A 24,340-nucleotide genomic window follows, 5' to 3' on the forward strand; every position below is an offset into this window, starting at 1 on the left:
AGAAATTTTTGAGTAATATTTGCAAGAACAACAACAAAACAAAATGCTTATTTGGGTTGCGTATTTAAATAATCAAATAGCTGGATATGTAACCCTTGTTTGGCAATCAAAATATTTGCCGTTTTATAAAAACCAAATTCCTGAAATAAAAGATCTCAATGTATTACCGTTATTTAGAAATTTAGGTATTGGTTTAAAATTATTAAAAACAGCCGAAAATACAGCACAGCAGAAAAGTAATATTATCGGTATCGGTGTTGGATTATATTCAGGCTATGCTGCCGCTCAAAGGCTTTATATTAGAAACGGTTATATACCTGATGGTCAATCAATTGCATATAATGACCGTACTTTAAATTATGGTGATAAAACTATACTAGATGACGATTTAGTATTATTTCTTACTAAAAAACTTAAGTAAAAATATAAATTTATGAACGCTTTAAAAGATTTAATTACCTTAGAAAAAGATGCACGGGATTATGGCTTTGATTGGTCTGATTATGAGATGATTTTAGAGCAGGTAATTGATGAATGTAGAGAGATAAAAGAAGCTATTAACGATGGCGAATCCAAAGAAAGAGTGCAGGAAGAAATAGGCGATTTACTTCATACGGCAATTTCTTTATGTAGGTTTTTAGAGTTTGATGTAGAAGAGACGCTTAACAAAACTGGTGTAAAATTTGCTAAGCGTATGGAGGCAGTAAAAACACTTACCAGAAAACATAATTTGCCAAATCTACAAGGACAATCCGCAGAATTTTTACTGAAACTTTGGAGAGAGGCGAAGGAGATAAATAAAAAAGAATAACAAATTTTGTTACTTATAGTTTAAATTTATAGTAATATTATAGAAAATAATTCATTATATTTATGTCCAAATAATCAAAAAAGATATGTATTTTGATATAGCAATTCTAGTACTGTTAGTAATAAATCTATTAATCAGATTTAATTTTAAACATCTGATTAAGTCTGATATCATAATTAATTTTTTTGGAGTTAGTTGTGTTATAATTGCTTTTCATATAAAAGCTTTATTAACTGAAGCATTCGAGAATATGGGGTTTATTATGACCGAGGATAAACCAACTATTGTAGATTGGGATCATGTTGAATGGGGCATTAGAGGATCACTTAATGATATTGAAATTTGGAATTTTACTATAGGTGGAACAATAGCTTATTGGTTTTTTCTTTTTCTAACAGACAAATTTAAAGATAAACAACGTACAAATCTAGTTGTTTTATGGATAATTATAAGTGCTACATTATATATTATCGTTAAGAAAGTTTTTATGGAGGTATAGCTTAATGCGATAAGGTAGTGACTTTTTCAAGAGCATAGTAAACCGCATCAAAAAAGTGCTCAAAATTATAAACAGTTTTTCTTATTTCGTTCTTGATTTTAAACCAGTAATGCTCAATAGGATTTAAATCAGGAGAGTAAGTTGGTAAAAATAAAATACTGCAACCAACAGATTCAATTAACGTTTTCACTTTTGTACTTTTATGAAAATTAATATTATCCATTACTACTATCTGACCAGGCTTTAACTCTTTGATCAATATCTCTTGTACATAAGTTTCAAAAATGTCCTTATTACATGTCCCATCAAATATTATTGGGGCAATAATATCTTTGGCAGACACCCCAGCAATCATACTAATCCGTGATTTATATTGATAGCCCCTTTCACCATAACATCTTTGACCGATAATGCTCCACCCGTGTTCTCTACAGCTATTATCTTCTATCCCAGATTCATCGATAAATACTAAATCTTGTTTGTCTATAGTTTTTAGTTTCAATATAAACTCATTCCTTAGACCAACATCTCTTTTGGGATGAAGAAAAGTTTTTTTTATAACTATAGTAAATTAAGTTGAGGTTTGAGTATAGGGATGATATATATAAAGGAAAATGCCAAGATCATATAGTCAAGATTTTAGAAAAAGAGTTATAGGATATGTAGAAAGAGGTAATAGCTGCAATAGCACTGCGATAAGATTTGAAATAGCAGCAAACACAGTAAGGAATTGGTATAAGAGATATAAGTCCGAAGGACATTATTTAGCAAGAAGAATAGGAGGCAAAAAAGGACGGGTAACAAGTCAAGATGTTGAGTTGTACGTGAGTTCTAATCCTAATTTCACATTATTAGAAATGGGTACGTATTTTAATATGAGTTCTGTGGGTGCGTATTATTGGTTAAAGCAACTAGGTTTTAGCTATAAAAAAAAGACTTTTCCTACTTGGAAGCAAGTCAAGAAAAGCGAGATAAGTACCAAGAGGTCATAAAAGATACACCAATAGAACATCTTGTATATATTGATGAAAGTGGTATTGAGATAAATATCTGCAAAGATAGAGGATGGGGCAAAAAAAGCGAAAAACTTATTGGTAAAAAAAGCGGTAAATATTACAACAGAACAAATATCATAGCTGGTTATGTTAATAAAGAGTGTATAGCACCGATGATATTTAATGGAACATGTAATAGACAATTATTTGAAAGTTGGGTTGGAGAATTTTTAATAAAAGAGCTAAAACCTGGACAAGTTGTAGTGATGGATAACGCTGCTTTCCATAAGTCTCAAAGGACCAAAGAACTAATAGAATCAGTAGGTTGTAGGATAATATTCTTACCACCTTACTCCCCTGATCTAAATCCAATAGAGAAATTTTGGACCAATATGAAGCGATGGATTAAAGCTACAATTACTCAATTTGATCAATTATATAATGCTTTAATTCAATTCTTTAATACGCAAACTTCAACTTAATTTACCATATAACCTAATTTATTAAGCAATCTTGATATCGTACTTGCAGATACTTTTTGACTCCAGTTGTTAGCTAGTTCCATGGTGGTTTTATCAAAATTTAATTCTATAAATTTTTTAAATCCCTCTATGTCTCTTATTATTCTACGATGTCCTGTATGATAACCACTTTTTGCTTTGATATCGCCGGTTTGTTTCTTTAATTTTTTCCATTCTATTATAGTCTTCCTACTAATAGAGTATATCTCAGAAGTCTCTTTTATTGTTTTACCATCTGTTAAACTTTTTATTACTCGTATTCTTAAATCGTATGAATATGCCTTTGCCATAAGTTTTTCATTTAGTATAATCTAACTCATACTCTAAGTCATTATCTTATCGCATTAAGCTATACATTTTCTACCCTTGTTTTGAAAATAGCTTTTTTATTTTAACGTCAATATGTTTAATTTTAAAATTATTGCAATTTATTATGGCAAAATTTTTCTACATTGCTTATCGTTTCCATTTATTGAATATAAAAAATTTAAAAAGATGGATTATTAATGTAGAAGTTAATTCTAAAAAAATAAAAGATACTAGTTATTGTGAGCAGATTATCATTGAAGCAGAAACAGTTAATGAAGCAAAAAATTTCTTTAAAAAATATATTCAAGATAAACGAATAGACAAATATAATATGAATGCATTAGATGTTAAATTGTATAATAACATGGATTTTGATTGTCGTTTTGAAACTTTAATTTGTTGTATACCTTTTAATTTTTTACCAAAAGGTAACCCTGCTATACTTGGGAGTATATATAAAGGATTAAAGTTTCAAGAAATTTTATCGTAAATTATTCATATTTTTATAAATAAAATTTATTTACTATATTCACTTGGTATAACATTTTCAAAATATTCTTTATTTCTATCTAAGAATAAATCAAAAAAAACAGAGCTAAGTATAGTTTGTGGAGTACAATATTCTCTTTTAGAATTTTTTATAGCCCAGCGGTTTGCTATTATTCTAAGTGCTATTGGTTGTATTCTATTTATAATTATGGTGGCGATGTTATCTTTGTTATATCTATAATAACTGGTTTTTTCTAAAGAACTTTCATATTTTGTGTCACGTACTGCTTGCCATGATAAGTTAAATATTTGTCCTACTGAAAAATCTTCAAATAAATCTATAAAAGTTGATAAAGCTTGCTTTTCTGCATGCTGATCCATTTCAGGAAAACTATGTTCTTCTAATAAACATTTTAAATTTTCTAAACATTCATATTTAGTGATTAACTCCCACATTTCAATAACATCATTTTTCCATGAAAAAGACCACTCGCCTTTAGTAATATTTAGAATCAAATTTAAATATTCTATTTTTTCTTTAATATCCATATTAGGTAAAAATTCCCATAATAGTTTATCTCGATAATAACCTACTACCTTGTCGTTTAAATCAAATTTAAAAACATCGAGATTATTTTTTAAAGGATTAATTTGTATGAAGCCTCTACGATTTAAATGCTCTATAATATCATATATTAATTCTTCATCTGGTACTAAACTGTTTATAGTAGGTCCTTCTAAATATGGTTTTATAAACTCAAAGTCTTTAGTAGCAGAGTGTTCTGCTGTAGAAATTAAATATACCGCATCTTTCAATGTCAATTCCTCAACTGCAGGAATATCAATATTAGTAGACAAAAATGTTTGCATTAAAATATTTCGTTTGTTTTCTTCTTCAGCTTGTTTTTTTTGTTTTCTAATATCTTTGCAATGAGAACATGGACAGTGTGAATTATCTCTATGATCACATGCAGGGCAAAATTTTTCAAAATGTACTACATTACAATTAGCATGATTTCTACTTTCTAGTTTACTTACTAGGTTTACATCTAAGCAATACTTACAAAATAATTCATTATGAATTATAGGAGGAAAGAGTTTAATTAGCGTATTAGGATGTACGTTAATATCAAATTCTTCTAATAAATCAACCATTTTTTTATGATTATAGTAGCGTTTTATTAAATCTTTGATTTGTTCTTTTGTTAAATGTGATAAATCTTTATGAGCCATAATTTAATATAAATTAGTTGATTATTAGGTATGTAATTGTAACCCAAAAATTGGGATTATAATAGAGAAAGTAGTATTAACATGCAACTATTTTTAGTATTCTAATTAATAGAACAATTTAAAGAGTGAGTTAGGAAAATATAATTTGACAGAGGAAGAGCAAGAAATATTAGATTATTTTGAAATGACAAGTTTTTAGGGTTACCTAAAAAGAGCTAGAAGATCAAATTAAGATTATATACCTCCTCATTTTGGTCGCTTATACCGCTTATATTAATTTTATATTCTTGCTCTAGTTTTTCAATAATTTCTATAGCAGGAAGCGATAAATTATTACTCAAATATTTTTTACTCTCATCAGGATTTTGAATTAATTTAAATTCAGCAAGATATTTTAAAGTTAGTACTGGTCGTAATGTTTCAGTTAAATTTTGATTCCCTACATATTCTTGAATTTTTTTCTCCAAAAGTTTTTTTGTTTCCTTGCTAACCAGAAAAGAATCATCGTTTAAATAATTATTTAGAGTAAATAATTTGTAGATATACTTACTTAAAAGGGTTTTATTATTTTTGATATATTTAGGTATTTCAGCCTCTGCTTTCCATTTAACAAAATCTTCAAAATGATCTTTTGTAATATAGGTTTTATTTGCAATTTTATATATTTTTTCTTTGCGAAATAGCTGTTCAAGTTCTATTAAAGCTTTTAAAGCTATTTCTTTTTCATCATTTATTGATTTTTGATACCTATAAAAATTATTTATAATCTTTGAAATAAAGTTAGCATTATATTGTAATAGCAGCTTAACAATATCGAAATTAACTTTGGGAAACAACATAGCTACTGCCTCAAATGGAGTAAAACCGCAAAAACCTTGAGCATCTATAAAAGCATTATTTTCAAGAAGAATTTTTGCTATATTAGTATAACCTTTTTGAGAAGCTAAATGTAATGGCGTATCTCCGAAACTATCTCGGCTGTTAGGATCAGCTCCTTTTTCTAATAATAATTTAATTATTGTATCATTTTCATTTTGTTCCTTTATAACCCAATGTAAAATTACCCCGCCTCCTCCAATATTATCTTGATAATCTGTATTAGGACTAATGCCATGTTCAAGCAAATACTTAGCTTCAGCAATATTTTTCTCTCGTATCGCCTTAAACAAGGCTTCCGGAGTAATTAAAGAAAGTTTCTTTTTGCTGTTATAGTGCTTTTTAATATATAATTTAATTCTACTTAACATTGAAATAATCTATCCAATTATTAAGATATACTATAACATATTTTTAATTATTACATAACTATTACTATCAATTAACTTTTTTAGAGGTAAAAAAAGATTATCTGGTAGTTTATCTAACGCAACCACTGCCAGCTTTCTACTTTATGGGGTTCTAAGTTTCACCAAATTCTAAATGTCCACCCGGATTACCATATGTGGATTCACCATGCGAGCTAATTCGCTTGCCAAGCAAAATTTAATTTTTTCTATTAAATAGAATAATACCCTATACCAACACGTGAATTGTTAGTCATAGAAGTTATCACTCAGCTTGTTTTTGCAGGATAAAAATAATAAATGGAGATATAGATTTTTCATCTTGCCATAGATATGGCTCGCCTTTCTTACCAAGCGGATGATGAATTTTGATAATATTAAAACCCGCTATTTTAAAAAACTTTTTATAATCCTCTTCTGACCAATAATAATCTTCAAAGGTTAAATTAATATCAGGCAGCTTTACTTTTGCTAAACTACCACTTTTAAGATTCTTATTTTCGGGATAATCGTTGTAAAAGCTATAAAGATTTTTATTATAATACATAGCTTCTGACCCGATAAGTACTAGAAATATCCCATCTTTTTTCATAACTCTTTTGGCTTCAAGTAGGTATTTAACCATTTCTTGCTCATTACCAATTTCAAAAAGTACTAAACTTGAAAAAACCAAATCATAAATATTAGAGGAATAAGGAATTACCCCATCTTTAATTAATGAAAAATTTACTTCAGGTAAGGCTTTCTTAGACTTTTCTATCATTGCAAGGCTAACTTCTACTCCTGTAACTTCATAGCCTTGTTCTAATAAGAATTTGGTAGACAATCCTGTGCCGGAACCATAATCTAACGCTTTAGTCCCATGAACATATTGTTTTAATAGAGCCGAAATATCCCTATATGATAAATATCTAGAAGCACTGACTTTTATTTTATTAAGTAGATCAGCTTGTTTTTCTTGTTTGTGATCTTGAGATTTATAGATTTCATTGTTAATGCTACTATTAGCATTAACAGCAGTATTTATAATAATTACAAAAGCAAATATTAGTGAGATTTTTAGTTTAGACATATAAAGAGCTATATTTATAAAGTTATAGAAATCAATATTACAAGAATCAGAAATAACCTATATTATCTTGAAAGTCAATAAACAAACAATGAAATATAACCACTAATCTACTTCCTTACAAATAGTGCGATAGAGGTCGGAGGTTTTAAGTAAATGAGCGTGCGTTCCTTCGGCTTCTACCGCTCCTTTATCTATTATCAAAATATTATCGGCTGATTCTATGCTACTAATGCGATGGGCGATTGATATGATGATTTTCCCTTGCATTATATCCCTAATAGAGTTTAATAGTTTCTGCTCGCTTTGACTATCTAAAGCATTCATTGCTTCATCGAGAAGTAGAATTTGCGGTTTGCGTAGTAAAGCCCTTGCTAAGGCTATTCTTTGCTTCTGCCCACCTGACAATCTTACGCCTTTTTCGCCTATTTTGGCATTAATCCCATCAGGAATTTTATCAGCAAAATCAGCTATACCGGTAATTTTTATTATTTCTGCTGTATCCTCTTCACTAGCGTCATTACCAAACATAATATTTGATTTAATAGTACCAGAAAAAATACTAGCTTCCTGCGGAACATAAGCAATTAGCTTACGGATTCCGTTAGGATTTAAAAGAGATATATCTTGGTTGCTGATCAGGATTGTACCGCTTTCCTGGATATAAAAGCGTAATAATAACTGCATCAAAGTACTTTTGCCTGAACCTGATCTGCCGACAATTCCAATAAAACTACTAGCATCTATTTTAAAAGATATATTATTGATAATTTTTAAATTAGGTCTTGATGGGTAGGAAAAATTTACGTTTTTAAACTCTAACGATATAGAATTAGTCGGCTTTAAATCTGAATAATTATTATGGACTATAGGTGATTTATCAATAATAGTAACTATTCGCTCTAAAGCAGCAAGTGGCAAGTGCATCTCGCTTAATAACTCAAAAATACCGCCACTACTAAAACCGGCAATAATTGCATAATAAATAAATGATATAATTTGACCAGAGGATAAATTCCCTTTTACTATATCCAAAGCTCCAATCCAAATAACCAGTGTAATCCCAAGAAATATAAGGGCCATTGAGAACGCAAAGAATAAAGCACGAATTTTTAAACGTGCTGCGGAATAACTTAGATAATTTTGCAGTAAATTATTAAATTCGGTAATTTTAGCGATTTGACCGCCAAAAGCATGAATGGTTTTGATGTTACTAAAGCTTTCGTTAATATCAGATGCTAAAAGTGATTGAGATTCTAAGGTTTTTTTGGATAAAGCTTTAACGTGTTTACCAAATTTGATTATGGGAATTAGCAGCAAAGGAATGGTGATAATTACTATCGATGCCAACTTAAAGCTTTCAAAAAACATCAGAATAATACTGCCGATTAGCATCACCGAATTGCGAATAAAAAAGGATAGGAAATTAACAATGAGCTTAGATATTTGATCTATATCACTCGTAAGACGTGAGATTATATCGCCGATTTTTAGCTCTTCAAATTCAGTAATTTCGTAATTAATTAGATTGCTATATGCTTCCTTTCTTATTTGACTTGAGACTTTCTCAGCAACATTATTGATAAAATACGAGCGGAAAAAACTAGCAATACTTAAGATAATAATAAGCAGGCAGATATATAATATGGATTTATTAACTGCCAAAGGATGATCCAAAACCAAACCCTGATCAACTAAATTTCTGAAAACATTACCGATTAGTAATAATGAAAGTGATACGCTAAGAAGAGAGATTATAACAATTATCAAATCTTTTTTATAGAATCTTAAGTTTTTAGCTAATCTATATAAAAGGTTGATGTTCATATGAAAAAAACGTCATTGCGAGCGAATGAAATGAGCGTGGCAATCTCAGGATGTTTGTATTAGATTGCCACGTCGCTTTGCTCCTCGCAATGACGTGACGTTAACAAAACTAAAAAATGGGGCGAGTGACGGGAATCGAACCCGCGACCCTCAGAACCACAACCTGATGCTCTAACCAACTGAGCTACACCCGCCATGAGTTATCAAAGTAACAGCGTGACTTTAAATTATTATCATTATTTAGTCAAGAATATTTATACCTTACCTCGTGTTAATTTCATTATTTCATCAGTAGACATATTTGAGGTGCTTTTACCTGATAATTGTTGTATTAATTTGTACCTTTTTTAGCGTTGTCTATATCTTTGCTTAAAGCACTCAAATCTTTACTATTGATAGTTTTTTCTTTAATAAATATTTTTGTGGTCATAAAAATTTCTGTATATATTTTATATAATCTGTATATATTTTATATAATTGTATTATAATTATTCTTAATAGAGAAATGAATATAGAAATGAAAAAAGCAGTTATTTTAGTTAGTGGTGGGGCGGATTCTGCTACTGTTCTTGCAATAATGAAAAAGCAAGGTTATGAGATTCATGCTATAAGCTTTAATTACGGGCAGCGTAACAATGCTGAATTAAGAAAAGTTAAAGAGCTAGTAAAAGAATATAACGTCAAGCAGCATAAAATTATTAATATAGACCTACGAGCTTTTGGTGGTTCTGCTCTTACCGATGATAATATAAAAGTTCCTCATTATCATGATGCGAAAGAGCTACCTGAAGATGTACCTGTTACCTATGTACCTGCTCGTAATACGATCTTTTTAAGTTATGCATTAGGGTTTGCTGAAGTAATAAGTGCTAAGGATATTTTCATAGGGGTACATACTAGCGATTCAGCAAATTATCCTGATTGCCGCCCTGAATACATAAAATCTTTTGAAGCAATGGCAAATCTAGCAACTAATATAGGCGGAGTTACTATTCATACTCCTTTGATTGATATGACCAAAGATCAGATAATTAGAACAGGGCTTGAGCTTGGAGTAGACTATAAAAATACTATATCATGTTATGATCCTAGCGAAGATGATTTATCTTGCGGCACTTGCCTTGCTTGTACGATAAGGCTTGATGCTTTTAAAAAGAATAATGTACAAGACCCAATTAATTATATATTATTTTAATAAACAAATAGTTGGTAGACGAAGCTCAATTTGGAAAAGAGCAAGGAGACTGTAAGACGAGGAGTGGAGCGTATACTTAATACGTGAGCATCCGAGGATTTACAAAGACGCCGCCGCCAATTTTTCAAATTCAGCGAGTATACATGTATGATTGATAGAAAATATTTATACTCCCCCTTTCCTACGCTCGATTTAAATGATATAATATTAAGAGAGCTAACGGACGCAGATGTGGAAGATTATTTTAATTATATGAATAAGCCTGAAATGGCTATTTATATAACCGATAGTAATAGACCAAAAACTTTAGAGGAAGCTAAGGAAGAAATTCGTTATTGGTCTAGTTTATATAAGAACCACAGAAGTTTTTATTGGGGTATTGCACTTAAAACCGATAATAAACTTATTGGCACTGCCGGTTTTAATATAATAAATCTAGAGCATCACAAGGCAGAAATCAGTTATGATTTGGATTATAGCTTTTGGGGGCAGGGCATAATGTTAAAATCTATAAAAAATATTTTAAAGATTGCCGATCATATGGGAATCATTAGAATTCAAGCAACAGTAATTACTGATAATATTCGTTCAATTAATTTACTTGAGAGATGTGGATTTGCACGTGAGGGAATACGTAAGAAATATGAAGTAGTTGCAAATGAGCATAAAGATTACTATATGTATGCACGAGTTTTATAAGAAAAGTCTGTCATTGCGAGCAGGCTTTGCCTACGTGGCAATCTCATAAAGCAAACTCCTGAGATTGCTTCGTCGAAACTTTCAGTTTCTTCTTGCAATGACGAAAAACTGATTCATACAATTAAATATAATATTAAAAAAGAAAAATTGATGGTAGTAGAAGCTAATAAAAAAGAATTAATTTGTTCATTTTGCAGTAAAAAGCAGCATGAGGTGAAAAAATTAATAGCAGGTCCCGCAGTATTTATTTGCGATGAATGTATAAATTTATGCATGGATATAATGGAAGAAGAAAGTAAAATTGCATTAAAGCAAATTACTTCCACCATTCCGACTCCGCAAAAAATATGTTCAGTTTTAAATGATTATGTAGTTGGTCAAGATCAAGCTAAAAAAGTCTTAGCAGTAGCGGTATATAATCATTATAAAAGGCTCGAATATGTCCAATCAGGCAATAATGATGTTGAACTTAATAAATCCAATATTTTGTTAATTGGTCCTACCGGTTCAGGTAAAACTTTGCTTGCTCAAACACTTGCTAAAATTTTAGATGTACCTTTTACTATGGCTGATGCTACCTCTTTAACGGAAGCTGGTTATGTTGGTGAAGATGTTGAGAATATTCTGCTTAGATTACTTCAAGCCGCCGAGTTTAATGTCGCAAAAGCTCAAAAAGGAATAATTTATATCGATGAAGTTGATAAGATTGCTAGAAAGTCCGGAAACCCTTCAATTACTAGAGATGTATCAGGGGAGGGCGTACAACAAGCACTACTTAAAATTATGGAAGGAACAGTTGCTTCCGTTCCTCCGCAAGGTGGTCGAAAACATCCACAGCAAGATTTCGTGCAGTTCGATACCTCAAATATTTTGTTTATCTGCGGTGGTGCTTTTATGGGAATTGATAGCATCATAACTTCTAGAACAAATAATAGTTCTATAGGTTTTGCAGCAAATGTAAATATTGACAAAGAAAAAATCAACAGAGAAATTCTTAAATCTTTAGAGATTGAGGATCTAACAAAATTTGGCTTAATTCCTGAATTTATTGGAAGATTACCAATCGTTACAACCTTAGATGATTTAGATAAGGAAGCTTTAGTTACAATTTTAACTAAGCCAAAAAATGCTATAATAAAACAGTTTAGAAAACAATTTGAGCTTGATGAAGCTGAGTTAATAGTTGAGGATTCTGCATTAGAAGCTATTGCTGAAAAAGCTTTAGCTAAAAAAACTGGAGCAAGAGGACTTCGTTCGATAATTGAGCATCTTTTGCTTGATAGTATGTATAAAGTCGCTGAGTTAAAGAAACAACGTGTTACTATCACGGAAGATGTAGTTAAGGGGCTAATAGAGCCAATAATTACTTCTATTATTACTCCAGCAGCAAAATCAAGTAAAAAGCAATCAGCTGTTGAAGATATACCGGCTTAAGGTTGGTGTAAGTCATTGCAAGGAGCATAGTGTTTTGTTGCATGGCTCGAAAAATGTTTTGTATGTCATTCCCGCACAGGCGGAAATCCAGAAAAAATTTGAATAAATAGAATTTTTGATTATAAAAATAACTAAATTTTCATTTAGTAATTACTGGATTCCTGCTTTCTCAGGAATGACATCGGAACCACGCAACAATGCTGCCACGGGATAACATCTATACTAAACAATATTTTCCATATGCCTTATTTATTACTAAGTGCCTCAATAGTTTTACTCATCTTAGTAAGCTTAGATATTTGGTTTTGTATAAGGATCAAAACTTTAAAAACTCAGCTACAATTCTTAACAGATCAGAACTTAGAACTCTCTAATCATAATCAGCTGCTTAATCAAGAAAAAATAGCTTACTTACAAAAAATTGAACAACTAAAGTGCAGAGTAGAGTATCAAGAACAATCTATTAAAGATTCCGAAAAAATACGTAGTGAATCTTTTTCTTCGGCTAAAGCTGCTTTATTTGATTTGGGCAAAGATTTATCTAAGCAGCTAATTGAAATACATAAAATGGAAAATACAGCAGCAAGAGAGCTAGCTGAGAAAAACATTGCTACTGCTTCAGGAAAATTTAATAGCGAGTTTGAGCGTTTAATTACTATGGTAGGAGCACTTAATAAAGATATTGAGCAGTCTAAAAGCACAGTGGACTTAATCAAACAGTCGTTACTTTCGCCTATTGGGGCAGGGCTACTTGCTGAGATTACTCTTGAAAATATCTTAAAATCATCAGGATTACGTTCTAATTTAGATTTCATCATGCAATATGGTTTAACTACCTCAGATAGCACTAAATTAAGACCTGATGCACTTATTTTTCTACCTTCCGGTAATTTGATGGTGATTGATTCAAAAGCTTCCAAATTTTTAGTTGATGAGCAGGATAATAGCGGAAATCTTAGCAAAACCATGAATTATCACTTAAAGTCGTTAGCCAATAAAGATTATGCTGAAAATATTTTAGCTGACTTAAATAAAAAAGAACAGAATTATAACAATGTCATTACTTTGATGTTTTTACCCACTGAACAAGCCGTTGAAAAAGTTATTGCAGCTGATCCTAATTTTCTACAAAAAGCTTGGGGCTGTAGTATTTTCCCAGTAGGTCCTAGTGGGCTTATGAATATGCTTTCATTCGCAAAATTTCAAATTACTGATCATAGACGTTCAGAAAATTATAAAGTAATTATTGAAGAAGTAAGAAAATTATTAAGCTCTATTGGTACTATAGCAGATTATTCTCAAAAAATTGGCAATAATCTGCATAATATGGTTACTAATTATGATAAGTTTGCGGCTTCTTTTAATCGTAATTTTATGTCAAGAGTTAAGAATATCCAAAAACTCGGTATTGATTCAGGAAATAAGGCGCTACCTGCAAGTCTTGAACGCTACCAAATTGTTTCTTCCAAATCTGAAATTATTGAGGTAGAAGCAGAAAATCCACCAACACAACAAATAGAGGAGTAAATCGATAATTCAAATGTTAAGAAAATTATTATAGATTATAAAAATTATGATCTTGCAATAAAAAAAGACATATGAAAGCTATATAAAGAGTTAAAGCCTAAGGCAGTAATATTCGCTAAAGATTTTGATTTAGAATAAGATCTATATAATTATTTCTGTTGATCAAGATGACAAAAAAGTATTGTGAAATATATAATAACTCAATTGTATCCAATTCTCTAAATAATTACCCTATAATAAAAGAGAAATTAAAAGAAAAACTTTTACCTTTATTAAATGAAAAATAAAATTTATTACATAAAAAAATATTTTTTTATATTATTTATTATAATCAGCTGTCTATTAATATTTTGTAAATTTGGATCAAATGAAATTTCTTTATTCTATATTACTTATCAGTTAAAAACCACCCCGATTAGCGAAAAAGATGTTAAAATTTTTGTAATCAATCTAGATCATAGTACTAATAGATATAATAATATAAATAAACAATTTATTCATATTAATTTACCTTATGAAAGATTTAGAGCAGTAAACGGTTATGAATTATCTATGGTAAATGAGAAAGGAGAAAAGTTTACCGGTTTGGATCTAAAGAATAATCCTTCTCTTTTATCATTAGATAATAATTATGCTATTGTTTGTCCATCAGAGAATATAAATTATTATGCAAATAGTAAGGTGTTGAATCGGGTTTTAACAGCGGGTGAATTTGGATGTTATTGTAGTCATAGAGAAATTTGGCTTAAAATGGTCAAAGAAAATATTTCATATGCCTTAATTTTAGAAGACGATGCTATATTAGAAGAAAATCTTTATAAGGAATTCTCAACCATAATCAAATATTTACCTAATGATTGGGATTTAGTTTATTTATTTTTGATGCATCTACCAAGGCAAAAATTCTATAAAATTTATAATAATCCTTATCTTAAAAAAGTTGGTAGCCAAAGATATTTTTATACTGCTACAGCTTATTTGATAAATTTAAAAGCTGCTATAAAGCTTCTTAAATATAGTAAAAGTTTTAGCGAGCCAATTGATGATCTTATAGCACAAGAAGTAGCTAATAATAGAATACAAGCTTATATTACTGTACCTTTTTTAATAAATACTGATTTTAAAGATTCAACTATTATTGAGATGGGAAGACCAAACTAATGATATAGTAAACGGAGTTGAATTATATACTATTTATACATTATCTTTTAATTTTTTTAAAACATATCTCATACCGTAAATGGGTTAGCATTAGCGGTATTCGCTATATCCTTAAAAAAATAAAATATTTCCTATAAATGGCACATAATTCAACTCCGTTTACTATAGATAATTATTTTTTTATTATTAAAGTTTTGTTAAACCATTTTGGTTTTAGTTTGTTTAAAATTAGCTTTATCAAAATCGTATATGAAGCTTTTAATAATAGGTACTATAAACTGTTTAAACTTGCTTCCGCTAAACACGCCATAATGTCCTGCACCTTTTTGTAAATGATATTTCTTCATTGATTCAGGAATATTGGCACAAAGCTTTAAAGCAGCTTTGGTTTGACCAACTGCTGCAATATCGTCAAGTTCTCCCTCTATACCAAGTAATGCACATTTAGTAATATTTTTTAGATCAATAGGACGCTCTTCTGAAACTAACTTGCCTCTTGCTAGTGCAAATTGTTGGAATACTTCATCAATAGTTTGTAGGTAAAATTCTGCCGGCATATCCATAGCGGCTAAATATTCATCATAAAATTTAATAGTATGATCAGCTTTTTGATAATCACAATTTAATAAATTTTGCCATAATTCTAAATGAGAATCTATATGACGGAATAGATTTAGACTTACAAAACCAGCTAATTGTAAAAATCCTGGATATACTTTTCTACCATGACCAGGATAATTAGGTGGCACTTGCATCGTAACCATTTTGCAAAACCACTCCAAACTTTTGCTTAAAGCAAATTCATTTACTGCGGTAGGATTTTTTCTAGCATCAATAGGACCGCCCATTAAAATCATTGAGCTTGGAACGTTTGGGTTATTATCTTTTGACATCAAACTAATAGCAGCAAGCAAAGGTACAGTCGGTTGACAAACAGCCATAGTATGAACATTTGGTCCTAGAAAATTAATAAACTCCATTACGTAATCAATGTAATCATCCATGTCAAAAGAACCTGCTTCAAGCGGTACATAGCTTGCTTCCGTCCAGTCGGTAATATAAACATCCGTATATGGTAATAATTCCTGCACAGTTGAGCGAAGTAACGTAGCATGGTGACCCGCCATAGGTGCTACTATTAATAATTTAGGTAGTGTATTTTTAAAGTCTAATTTTTCAAAATGACGTAACTCACAAAAAGGCTTCTTCAATATAACTTTTTCATTGATCTTGCAGGTTTTGTTATCAATAGTAGTTTCAAGGATATTAAATTCTGGCTTTTCATATTTTCTAGTCATACGCTCGCAAAGCGTTAAGTAAGAATGCATGATTCTAGCAAAACCATTATTCTCTAATGATTCACGCTCATATGCTTCTTTCAAAATCTTTATGCCTAAATGCATAGGGGCTATTTGTGCTCTTAACCCCTCTAGCATATAGTATGTATAATTAGTATTTAAATCATAGTTAATCATAATTTATCCTTGAATTTAATAATAATTAATATGTTGAGTCTAGCATTAAAAATCTTTCAGCAACATTAATTTTAGGATTAATTATTTAAGTTTTTATTGGGTAGTGATAATAATATGATATTCTTAATTAATTTACCTATGTTGAAATATTAGGCAAACCTAAAAGTAAAGACTCATCAATTGGTAATATGTCTTGAGAGGTAATTTCTTGGTTATTAATACACAAAGTTAGACCTTGGTTATAATCAGCCTTTCCTCTTTGATCAAATTTATCAGTTAAATATATTATTGCATTAGCAAAATTAGCATCATTAGATTGTAAACTAATATTGAAAATATTTTTATCACTTATAGAAAAGACTTTCATAGCTAAAGTTTTACTATATTGGTTTAAAATAGGAAAGTTAGCTTGAGATGCTGATATATTTAATAAAATATTTAGTTGTTCCAAAGTAATTTTTGCCCCAAGGTTAATATTTCAGCTAAATTAAACCTAATTTCTGGTAATTCTTTAATAGGCTTAGGTTCAGCTAAATACTCTGATGAAATTTTATCATAATTAGAATCGCAATTCATTTCTTCTTCACCTCCACTAAAGTCTAATTCTTCATAATAAGTTTGACCATTAATTGTTAATTTATACATTCTATATTCTACGTTTTCATTAAAACAAGCATCCCATCCTTCTTCTAGTTCCTCTAGTAATTCATTAACACTCTCAAGTTTTTTTCTGATTGAAAATTAGAAATTTCATTGTTAAAGCTTTTTATTATAAAGAATTTTAAAGTTTCTTGATCTTCACCTTCTAGATCAGTGGGAAGAATATCTAAATTATTTTCTAGATAATCTAGCAGTGATGCTATATCTGCTGAGTTATTTTCTACTATTTCTAATAATTCTAGTTTATGTGTATCATTTAATAACATTAATCTACTCTATTTTTTAAGGGCTTAAGTGCTTTAGCCGGTTTTAACAATTCCGGTGTTAATATGAATTTAGTTTTTTTCTCGATATTTGATAGAAAAAACAAATGAAAATTGTGCGGATGATGTATCACCGCATATTTGTCCCATTCAGGATATTGTCTATTTAAATTTTCCTTTGGGTTATAAGGACCAAAAACTTCTATATTACCAAATTTATATTTTTTTAAAGGCAACAACTCATGATCATAAAAAAAATCATTAGGATATTGAGTGCGTGTTTTTAAGTTAGCATGAATAAATTTATTTTGTTCTTTTTGAAAAGTAAAAATATCGATGCAGCCTTTTTGACATATTTTATAAGCTAGATCATGAGAAATAGAATAACCTAATTTTTGAAACTCTGGAAATATTTGCTGTAGCCTTATCTCATCTTCCTGTATTATGCCAATATCAAGATCATCATCATAAGGTATTATACCTTGATGACGAACTGCCCCAAGTAGAGTTCCACCGTCTATCCAATAATTAATATTGTGCTTAGTTAACAACTCATGAGTATCCTTCATTATTTGATAGAGTGAGAGAGCCGTATTCTCACTAATCCTATATTTTTTTATCTCTTCATCGGTAAGCGTTTTATATCGCCAATCATGTTCAAGCACGTGAGTATAAAAAAATATACCGGCAAGAAGCAAGAGAATAGAGCCTAAAATATTTTTAGGTAAGAATATTGACTTTAATTTCATCATTTGTTGGTTTGAATTTTACTTCTTTTGCTGATGTAACATTTTTTAAATCTGATGTCAATTCATCGGATAATTCAATGCCGCTAACTTCAAGCAATTGTATTTCTGCTTTTATGGATAGATTTTTTTCAGCTTTAAATTTTCTAACATGATCTAAAATTTCAAGCAATCTTTCAGCTTGTTTTGCATCTATTTTATAGTTTAAATTACCATAATTAATCCAATTACCTTTAATGTGAATAGAATTATCACTATATAATATTTGATATAACTCCTCAGTAATATGTGGCATAAATGGTGCAAATAGTTTAAGTAAAGTTTTCATAACGTGATAAAGCGTTAATATGCTACTATATTGTCCGTTAGGGTTTTTATTTTCCTCATCATAAGCTCGTGTTTTACTTATCTCTAAATAATTATCACAAAATACTGACCAGAAAAATTTTTCCGTTAAATGCATAGCATTAGCATATTCATAATTTTGCAACTCATTGGTTGCATTATTTACTAGCTCTACTAATTTATTAATTATCCACTGATCAAATTTATGAGTAATTTTTTCTTTTACATCTATAAAATTTGCTTTTTTATCTTCAGCAGATAATTTATCAAAATGCTGCGATACAAATTTAGCAGCATTCCATAGCTTATTAACAAGCCTTTTACCATTTTTCATTACGTCTTCTGAATAGGCAGTATCAGCTCCTAACCTCGAATTAGCTGACCAATAGCGTATAACATCAGAACCATATTGCTCTAGCAATTTTTCCGGTACTAATACATTTCCTTTAGATTTAGACATTTTGCTACGATCTTCAGCCAAACACCAACCACTAACCATGATATTTTTCCATGGTAGAGTATTTTGATGTAAATGAGCTTTTAAGATAGTATAGAATGCCCAAGTTCTAATAATCTCATGTGCTTGAGGTCTTAAATCCATTGGGAACAATTTATCATGCCTATCCTTATTAATAGCGAATTCATCAGAAATACCCCATGTTGAAAGTTGCGGCGAAACAGAGCTAGTTGCCCAAGTATCCATAACGTCTAAGTCGGGCTCTACTTCATCTTTGCTATAGCCAGCAGGCAAGTCTTTTAAAGGATCAACAGGTAACTGCGAGATATCGGCATATAAAATTTTACCCTCTTCGCCAATTCTTTTAGAATACCAAACAGGAAACGGCACGCCAAAATAACGCTGCCTGCTTATACACCAGTCCCAAGATATGGCATTAATCCAGTTGTCTAAACGAATCTTCATATTTTTAGGATGCCAATTTAGTTCGTTTGCTCTTTTTAATAGCTCATCTTTATGCGATATAGTTTTAACAAACCATTGTGGCACAGTTAGTACCTCAAGAGGTGCACCTGAACGCTCAGCACATTTAACAGTTTGGGTAATCTCTTCTTGCTTAACAAGCAATTCTTGCTCTTTTAAAATATCTATTATTTTTGCTCGAGCTTCTTTTATTTTTAAGCCATCTATCCCAATTTCATGAGGAAAATCTATCGTACCTTTTTTGGTAATAATAGTATTCAAAGGCAGATTATGCGTTTTCCACCAAATAATATCTGTTTGATCACCAAATGTGCAACACATAACAAGACCTGTGCCTTTATCTTGCTGCACTAACGGGTCAGCTAAAAGCGGAACTTTAATATTAAACAGCGGAGTGACGGCAAACTTTCCTGCTAAATGTTGATAACGTTTATCGTCTGGGTGATAGAATACAGCAACGCAAGCAGGTAATAGTTCAGGTCGTGTAGTTGCGATGGTAAATTCATCATTTGCTTCAGTTTTAAATGTAATATAGTTCATGAATGAGGCTTTTTCCTTATCCTCAATATCAGCTTGAGCAAGGGCTGTGCCATCTACTGGATCCCACAAAATTGGCTGATTATTACGATAAACCTCACCTTTTTTTACTAAATCAAGAAAAGACATTTGTGAGATTTTATGAGATAAGGGGCTGATTGTTTGATATTCTAAACTCCAATCTACCGATAAAGCTATATGATTAAACAAGCTTCTGAATTTTTCTTCTTCGCTTGCTACTACCTCATTACAAATATTAATAAATTCTTCTCTGCCCATATTAGATGCTTTAACTTGTCTTTGCTTTTCAACAAGTCGTTCTGTTGGTAGTCCATTATCGTCAAAGCCCATAGGATAGAAAATGTTTTTTCCCATCATACGCTGAAAACGTACTATAAAATCGGTCTGCGTATAGCTGTAAACATGCCCGATATGAAGCTGCCCTGAAACAGTTGGTGGAGGCGTATCTACGACAAATGTTTCGTCTTTAGCGATATTCTCATCGTAAGCATAAATTTGCTTTTCTTGCCAAATCTTTTGCCATTTCTTTTCGCTTTCGATAAAATTATAATTCTTCGGGAATTCTTTCATAAATGTTTTTACTAGTTTGAATAACAGCATTATAAAGAGTATATTTAATTATGACAATAACGCGTTGCTTTTTTTGAGAAAGATATAAAGTTTTAAAAATTGTGTAGTAAATTACTTCACTATTAATTACTTTTTTGCAATTGAGCGAATAAGAGATTCATTAAGACCGATAAGCTCAGCAATAACGGAAACCTTAAACCCTTGAAAGAACATCTTTTTTGCTATCAGCATCGCTTTATTATACTCACCTTCTCGTTTTCCCTCATCTATATACGTATCTGCTATAGTTTTCATAATGTTATCCTTGTGTTGCGGTGATAAATATTTATCAAATAACTTAAATGAAAAGTTGGTAGATGAAGGTCAATTCCATACACTATATCACTATATTTTTTACTTAGAGACTCTTCAATATAGCTTTCTTGTTCTACAGTTATTTTTGATAAATCTATTAGTTTTTTAAAATCCTCAGGTAAATAATATTCTAAAAATTCTTGTGCCGCTATTTTATCGGTCATTATAATTTTTACTAAGGAATCATGCTTTAATTTTTTTGACCACAAAATCTAGTAGTTTTATTTTGCAGCGTATTTTATTCTAATTTGTATGTGATGTCTATATTTATCTAAGCTTAAAGTTTAATATCAGTAATATAAAATAAACTTTTATTTATATAAAGCTTTGGTAAAACTTAGACGATGATATGGGGATAAGCCATATTCGTTTATGGCTTGTATATGATCTTTTGTGCCGTAACCTGAATTTTTATGCCATAAAAATTGCGGGAATTCATTACTTAACTCTAGCATTAATCGGTCTCTAGTAACTTTTGCTACAATAGAAGCTGCGGCAATCGATAGTGATAAATTATCCCCATTTATGATGCTGATAAATCTTTTATCACAAAATTTCATATTACCATCAACTAAAACTATTTCCGGCTTAGTGCTAAGGTTTTCTGTAGCAAGTATGCAAGCTTTTTTCGTGGCTTCTAATATGTTAATCTCATCGATCTCAGTGTGTGAAATAATACCAATTGCCCAAGTGTAATTAGCAGTTATCTGCTCATATAATAATTCTCTTTTCTTTTTAGAAAGCTTTTTAGAATCCTTAATACCAGCTATAATATTGTCTTGATCAATTATAACAGCGGCAGCTACTACTGGTCCGGCTAATGGTCCTCTGCCAGCTTCATCTATGCCGGCTAGAATGAAATTTGGATTTTTTTCAAAATGTAATATATCTATTTCCATAATTGTATATTTTATATTTTTAATGTATGATAAAGCAGTTTAGAATTACAAAAAAGTAAAAGTGCAAAATTATTTTGAATTATTAGGGTTAGAGCAAATTTATAATATTGATTTGAAGATATTAGAAAAGCAATATTTTGCCATGCAGATAAAATATCATCCTGATAAAGCCAAAAATTTGCAAGAAAAAGAGCAAAATCTTATTATAGCATCAAACCTAAATAAAGCTTATTCTACACTTAAAGATAGTTTAAAGCGTGCTGAATATATGCTGCTTTTGTATGGCGTAAACTTAAATGATGAGAAAGTACGCAGCAAGCTTTCAGCTTTTGAGTTAAGTATGTTTTGGGATGAAATGGAGCTTATAGAAAATACTAACTCATATAAAAGTTTGGAAGAAATAAAAAGCAAATATGAGTTAATGGAAAAAGCTGAAATAAATTTTCTAGCCGAGTCCTTTAAAAAGCAAGATTTATCAGATGCGACTATCAAAACTAGTAAACTTAAATATATTCATACATTGCTGAGTAAGCTTCAGGAAAAAATGAAATTATGCAAATAATAGAAATTAGAGAACCAGGGCAAGCAGAATCTAAACAAGAGGCTAAAATAGCTGTGGGTATAGATTTTGGCACTACTAACTCGCTAATAGCTATTTCAGTTGGTAGAGAAGTTAAAATTATACAAACTGAAGATAATAAAGAATTAATCCCAACTACTATAGAATTTACGAATAACAATATTATAGTAGGTAGTAATAAAGGTTTACGCTCAATTAAAAGGTTATTCGGCAAAACATTAAATGAAATTCTAAATACTCCTGCTCTTTTTTCTTTAGTTAAAGATTATATAGATCTGCAAGGTCAAGAAGTTAAATTAAATTTTGCCAATAATCAAATGCGGATTGCTGAGGTTGCGGCAGAAGTTTTCATATATTTAAAACAGCAAGCAGAAAAAGAGCTTGCAACTGAAGTAACTCAAGCTGTTATTACTGTTCCTGCTCACTTTAATGATGCTGCAAGAGGGCAGGTGATGTTTGCCGCAAAGCTTGCAGGTTTAGAAGTTCTAAGGTTGATTGCAGAGCCTACTTCAGCTGCATATGCTTACGGATTAAATAAAAACCAAACAGGTTGTTATCTTGTATATGATTTAGGCGGCGGTACTTTTGACGTATCAATTCTAAATATTACAGAGGGAGTTTTTCAGGTTATAGCAACAAGTGGTGATAATATGCTTGGCGGCGATGATATAGATAAAATCATTGTTGATTATTTTTGTAATAAATTTAATTTACCTGATAATTTAGATACTTTGCAGATCGCTAAAAAAGCAAAAGAAGCATTATCGAAACAAGATAGTTTTGAGTTCAATAACATATCGTTTGATAAACAAACATTTGAACAGTTAATTACCCCTATAATAGGTCGTACTATCAATATAGCCAAAGAATGTTTGGAAATAGCAGAAAATCCGAACATAGATGGCATTATTTTGGTTGGTGGCGTAACTCGTATTCCGTTAATTAAGGATGAATTGTATAAAGCTTTTAAAGTAAATATTCTCTCAGATATTGATCCTGATAAAGCTATTGTATACGGGGCTGCACTGCAAGCAGAGAATCTAACAACACCGAACATCGATTCATTATTGATTGATGTAGTACCTTTATCTTTAGGTATGGAATTGTATGGTGGCATTGTTGAAAAAATTATCATGCGAAATACTCCGATCCCTATTTCTGTGGTAAAAGAATTTACAACTTATACTGATAATCAAACCGGCATACAATTTCATATATTACAAGGTGAACGTGAAATGGTAACAGATTGCCGCACTTTGGCTAGGTTTGAGCTAAAGGGACTTCCTCCTATGAAAGCAGGGAGTATTAGAGCGGAAGTTACTTTTGCTATTGATGCTGACGGTATATTGTCTGTTTCTGCTTACGAAAAAATAAGTAATACCTCACATATTATAGAAGTGAAGCCGGATTACGGGATTGATACAAGTGAAGTTGATAAGATTTTAGAAAGTGCTTATAAAAATGCTAAACTAGATCATGCTGCAAGATTATTACAAGAAACAGTTATTGAAGCTGAATCTTTGATTTTTAATATAGAGCATGCTATTAAAGAATTAGTAGATTTACTATCAGAAAATGAAAAGCATATAATCAGTAATTTATTAAATAATATAAAGCATGCAATAGATGCACGAGATCGTGCTTTAATTAATAACGCTGTTAAAGATTTTAAATCTAAAACAAAAAAATCTTTAAATACAAAGATTAATGTAGTAATTAGTAATTTGTTAAAAGGTAAAAATATCAATCAGATCAAATAACTTACTTCTAAAGGTAATTTGTACGTCAATCCGGTACTCGCATCCTCACGTACGTTTATGTACGCTGCGGTGCTGCGTTCCGTGTTTCCTGCAAATTCCTCTTTATAAGATAAGTTATATGAAAAATCTAAGGAAGAA

The 24,340-nt window shown here is 30.5% G+C and carries 27 protein-coding genes, 1 tRNA gene and 3 pseudogenes; 13 read left to right on the forward strand and 18 right to left on the reverse strand.

Annotation, left to right across the window (positions count from 1 at the left end; genetic code table 11):
- The first annotated feature begins 19 nt into the window (after nucleotides 1–19).
- The 3 genes from ACICQC_RS03485 to ACICQC_RS03495 all read left to right on the forward strand — a co-directional run bounded on the left by ACICQC_RS03485 (nucleotide 20) and on the right by ACICQC_RS03495 (nucleotide 1,310).
- Nucleotides 20–421, forward strand: coding sequence for a GNAT family N-acetyltransferase (locus tag ACICQC_RS03485; RefSeq protein ID WP_395477398.1), 402 nt, complete (start codon nucleotides 20–22; stop codon nucleotides 419–421).
- Nucleotides 422–433: 12 nt separating this feature from the next.
- On the forward strand, nucleotides 434–811 hold the full coding sequence (locus tag ACICQC_RS03490; RefSeq protein WP_395477399.1) for a MazG nucleotide pyrophosphohydrolase domain-containing protein: 378 nt from the start codon (nucleotides 434–436) through the stop codon (nucleotides 809–811).
- Between the two features lie 85 nt (nucleotides 812–896).
- On the forward strand, nucleotides 897–1,310 hold the full coding sequence (locus tag ACICQC_RS03495) for a hypothetical protein (RefSeq protein WP_395477400.1): 414 nt from the start codon (nucleotides 897–899) through the stop codon (nucleotides 1,308–1,310).
- A 1-nt stretch (nucleotide 1,311) separates the two neighbouring features.
- On the opposite strand, the pseudogene ACICQC_RS03500 reads toward ACICQC_RS03495, so the two are convergent.
- A pseudogene (locus ACICQC_RS03500) lies at nucleotides 1,312–1,866 on the reverse strand (IS630 family transposase); the annotation flags it as partial.
- 58 nt (nucleotides 1,867–1,924) lie between these two features.
- Here ACICQC_RS03500 and ACICQC_RS03505 point away from each other — a divergent pair.
- Nucleotides 1,925–2,302: an IS630 transposase-related protein gene (locus tag ACICQC_RS03505; RefSeq protein WP_395476240.1), complete on the forward strand. Its 378-nt coding sequence runs from the start codon at nucleotides 1,925–1,927 to the stop codon at nucleotides 2,300–2,302.
- The gene (locus ACICQC_RS03510; RefSeq protein WP_395476334.1) at nucleotides 2,257–2,787 is read left to right on the forward strand and encodes an IS630 family transposase; all 531 of its coding nucleotides are present in this window, start codon (nucleotides 2,257–2,259) and stop codon (nucleotides 2,785–2,787) included. Before ACICQC_RS03505 ends, ACICQC_RS03510 begins: the two co-directional genes overlap by 46 nt.
- On the opposite strand, the gene ACICQC_RS03515 is transcribed toward ACICQC_RS03510, so the two are convergent.
- Nucleotides 2,784–3,116 (reverse strand): IS630 transposase-related protein, encoded by a 333-nt coding sequence (locus ACICQC_RS03515; protein ID WP_395477037.1) that lies wholly within the window; start codon nucleotides 3,114–3,116, stop codon nucleotides 2,784–2,786. The genes ACICQC_RS03510 and ACICQC_RS03515 overlap by 4 nt on opposite strands.
- A 143-nt stretch (nucleotides 3,117–3,259) precedes the next feature.
- On the opposite strand from ACICQC_RS03515, the gene ACICQC_RS03520 reads away from it, so the two are divergent.
- On the forward strand, nucleotides 3,260–3,625 hold the full coding sequence (locus ACICQC_RS03520) for a hypothetical protein (RefSeq protein ID WP_395477401.1): 366 nt from the start codon (nucleotides 3,260–3,262) through the stop codon (nucleotides 3,623–3,625).
- Between the two features lie 26 nt (nucleotides 3,626–3,651).
- On the opposite strand, the gene ACICQC_RS03525 is transcribed toward ACICQC_RS03520, so the two are convergent.
- The 6 genes and pseudogenes from ACICQC_RS03525 to ACICQC_RS03550 form a co-directional block, all read right to left on the reverse strand.
- Nucleotides 3,652–4,857: a hypothetical protein gene (locus ACICQC_RS03525; protein ID WP_395477402.1), complete on the reverse strand. Its 1,206-nt coding sequence runs from the start codon at nucleotides 4,855–4,857 to the stop codon at nucleotides 3,652–3,654.
- Between the two features lie 215 nt (nucleotides 4,858–5,072).
- Nucleotides 5,073–6,104, reverse strand: a complete 1,032-nt coding sequence (locus ACICQC_RS03530; protein WP_395477403.1) for an ankyrin repeat domain-containing protein — start codon at nucleotides 6,102–6,104, stop codon at nucleotides 5,073–5,075.
- 154 nt (nucleotides 6,105–6,258) lie between these two features.
- Nucleotides 6,259–6,339 (reverse strand): annotated as a pseudogene (locus tag ACICQC_RS03535) (ADP-ribose pyrophosphatase); the annotation flags it as partial.
- A gap of 66 nt (nucleotides 6,340–6,405) precedes the next feature.
- On the reverse strand, nucleotides 6,406–7,212 hold the full coding sequence (locus ACICQC_RS03540; RefSeq protein WP_395477404.1) for a class I SAM-dependent methyltransferase: 807 nt from the start codon (nucleotides 7,210–7,212) through the stop codon (nucleotides 6,406–6,408).
- Nucleotides 7,213–7,314: 102 nt separating this feature from the next.
- On the reverse strand, nucleotides 7,315–9,036 hold the full coding sequence (locus ACICQC_RS03545; RefSeq protein ID WP_395477405.1) for an ABC transporter ATP-binding protein: 1,722 nt from the start codon (nucleotides 9,034–9,036) through the stop codon (nucleotides 7,315–7,317).
- A 117-nt stretch (nucleotides 9,037–9,153) separates the two neighbouring features.
- Nucleotides 9,154–9,230 (reverse strand) — tRNA-His (locus ACICQC_RS03550).
- A 323-nt stretch (nucleotides 9,231–9,553) separates the two neighbouring features.
- Here ACICQC_RS03550 and queC point away from each other — a divergent pair.
- The 5 genes from queC to ACICQC_RS03575 all read left to right on the forward strand — a co-directional run bounded on the left by queC (nucleotide 9,554) and on the right by ACICQC_RS03575 (nucleotide 15,052).
- Nucleotides 9,554–10,231 carry a 7-cyano-7-deazaguanine synthase QueC gene (gene queC, locus ACICQC_RS03555; RefSeq protein WP_395477406.1) on the forward strand — a complete coding sequence of 226 codons (678 nt, stop codon included), beginning with the start codon at nucleotides 9,554–9,556 and terminating at the stop codon, nucleotides 10,229–10,231.
- Nucleotides 10,232–10,378: 147 nt separating this feature from the next.
- Complete coding sequence (locus tag ACICQC_RS03560; protein ID WP_395477407.1) at nucleotides 10,379–10,930, forward strand: GNAT family N-acetyltransferase; 552 nt, start codon at nucleotides 10,379–10,381, stop codon at nucleotides 10,928–10,930.
- A gap of 150 nt (nucleotides 10,931–11,080) precedes the next feature.
- On the forward strand, nucleotides 11,081–12,364 hold the full coding sequence (gene clpX, locus ACICQC_RS03565) for an ATP-dependent Clp protease ATP-binding subunit ClpX (protein ID WP_395477408.1): 1,284 nt from the start codon (nucleotides 11,081–11,083) through the stop codon (nucleotides 12,362–12,364).
- 240 nt (nucleotides 12,365–12,604) lie between these two features.
- Complete coding sequence (locus ACICQC_RS03570; protein ID WP_395477409.1) at nucleotides 12,605–13,891, forward strand: DNA recombination protein RmuC; 1,287 nt, start codon at nucleotides 12,605–12,607, stop codon at nucleotides 13,889–13,891.
- Nucleotides 13,892–14,167: 276 nt separating this feature from the next.
- Nucleotides 14,168–15,052, forward strand: a complete 885-nt coding sequence (locus ACICQC_RS03575) for a glycosyltransferase family 25 protein (RefSeq protein WP_395477410.1) — start codon at nucleotides 14,168–14,170, stop codon at nucleotides 15,050–15,052.
- Between the two features lie 197 nt (nucleotides 15,053–15,249).
- Here the strand turns inward: ACICQC_RS03575 and phaZ are convergent, their stop codons facing one another.
- From phaZ to ACICQC_RS03620, 9 genes are all read right to left on the reverse strand, one after another.
- A complete protein-coding gene (phaZ, locus tag ACICQC_RS03580) occupies nucleotides 15,250–16,527 on the reverse strand; it encodes a polyhydroxyalkanoate depolymerase (protein ID WP_395477411.1) in 1,278 nt (425 codons plus the stop codon).
- A 136-nt stretch (nucleotides 16,528–16,663) separates the two neighbouring features.
- Complete coding sequence (locus tag ACICQC_RS03585) at nucleotides 16,664–16,978, reverse strand: hypothetical protein (protein ID WP_395477412.1); 315 nt, start codon at nucleotides 16,976–16,978, stop codon at nucleotides 16,664–16,666.
- On the reverse strand, nucleotides 16,966–17,172 hold the full coding sequence (locus tag ACICQC_RS03590; protein ID WP_395477413.1) for a hypothetical protein: 207 nt from the start codon (nucleotides 17,170–17,172) through the stop codon (nucleotides 16,966–16,968). Before ACICQC_RS03590 ends, ACICQC_RS03585 begins: the two co-directional genes overlap by 13 nt.
- Nucleotides 17,173–17,225: 53 nt before the next feature.
- Nucleotides 17,226–17,453 carry a hypothetical protein gene (locus ACICQC_RS03595; RefSeq protein WP_395477414.1) on the reverse strand — a complete coding sequence of 76 codons (228 nt, stop codon included), beginning with the start codon at nucleotides 17,451–17,453 and terminating at the stop codon, nucleotides 17,226–17,228.
- On the reverse strand, nucleotides 17,453–18,202 hold the full coding sequence (locus ACICQC_RS03600; RefSeq protein WP_395477415.1) for a LicD family protein: 750 nt from the start codon (nucleotides 18,200–18,202) through the stop codon (nucleotides 17,453–17,455). The genes ACICQC_RS03595 and ACICQC_RS03600 overlap by 1 nt, the downstream gene beginning before the upstream one ends.
- Nucleotides 18,171–20,609: a valine--tRNA ligase gene (locus tag ACICQC_RS03605; protein ID WP_395477416.1), complete on the reverse strand. Its 2,439-nt coding sequence runs from the start codon at nucleotides 20,607–20,609 to the stop codon at nucleotides 18,171–18,173. Before ACICQC_RS03605 ends, ACICQC_RS03600 begins: the two co-directional genes overlap by 32 nt.
- Before the next feature lie 126 nt (nucleotides 20,610–20,735).
- The gene (locus ACICQC_RS03610) at nucleotides 20,736–20,903 is read right to left on the reverse strand and encodes a terminase gpP N-terminus-related DNA-binding protein (protein ID WP_395477417.1); all 168 of its coding nucleotides are present in this window, start codon (nucleotides 20,901–20,903) and stop codon (nucleotides 20,736–20,738) included.
- Complete coding sequence (locus tag ACICQC_RS03615) at nucleotides 20,900–21,127, reverse strand: Rpn family recombination-promoting nuclease/putative transposase (protein ID WP_395477418.1); 228 nt, start codon at nucleotides 21,125–21,127, stop codon at nucleotides 20,900–20,902. The genes ACICQC_RS03610 and ACICQC_RS03615 overlap by 4 nt, the downstream gene beginning before the upstream one ends.
- 147 nt (nucleotides 21,128–21,274) lie before the next feature.
- A complete protein-coding gene (locus ACICQC_RS03620) occupies nucleotides 21,275–21,862 on the reverse strand; it encodes a ribonuclease HII (protein WP_395477419.1) in 588 nt (195 codons plus the stop codon).
- 61 nt (nucleotides 21,863–21,923) lie between these two features.
- On the opposite strand from ACICQC_RS03620, the gene hscB reads away from it, so the two are divergent.
- Nucleotides 21,924–22,424: a Fe-S protein assembly co-chaperone HscB gene (hscB, locus tag ACICQC_RS03625; protein ID WP_395477420.1), complete on the forward strand. Its 501-nt coding sequence runs from the start codon at nucleotides 21,924–21,926 to the stop codon at nucleotides 22,422–22,424.
- On the forward strand, nucleotides 22,415–24,202 hold the full coding sequence (gene hscA / locus ACICQC_RS03630) for a Fe-S protein assembly chaperone HscA (RefSeq protein ID WP_395477421.1): 1,788 nt from the start codon (nucleotides 22,415–22,417) through the stop codon (nucleotides 24,200–24,202). Before hscB ends, hscA begins: the two co-directional genes overlap by 10 nt.
- On the opposite strand, the pseudogene ACICQC_RS03635 reads toward hscA, so the two are convergent.
- Nucleotides 24,196–24,336: pseudogene (locus ACICQC_RS03635) on the reverse strand (palindromic element RPE1 domain-containing protein); the annotation flags it as partial. The gene hscA and the pseudogene ACICQC_RS03635 sit on opposite strands and share 7 nt — an antisense overlap.
- Nucleotides 24,337–24,340 lie beyond the last annotated feature (4 nt).

It is taken from the genome of Rickettsia endosymbiont of Pantilius tunicatus (genome assembly GCF_964291875.1).
In the GTDB taxonomy this organism is placed as follows: Bacteria; Pseudomonadota; Alphaproteobacteria; order Rickettsiales; family Rickettsiaceae; genus Rickettsia.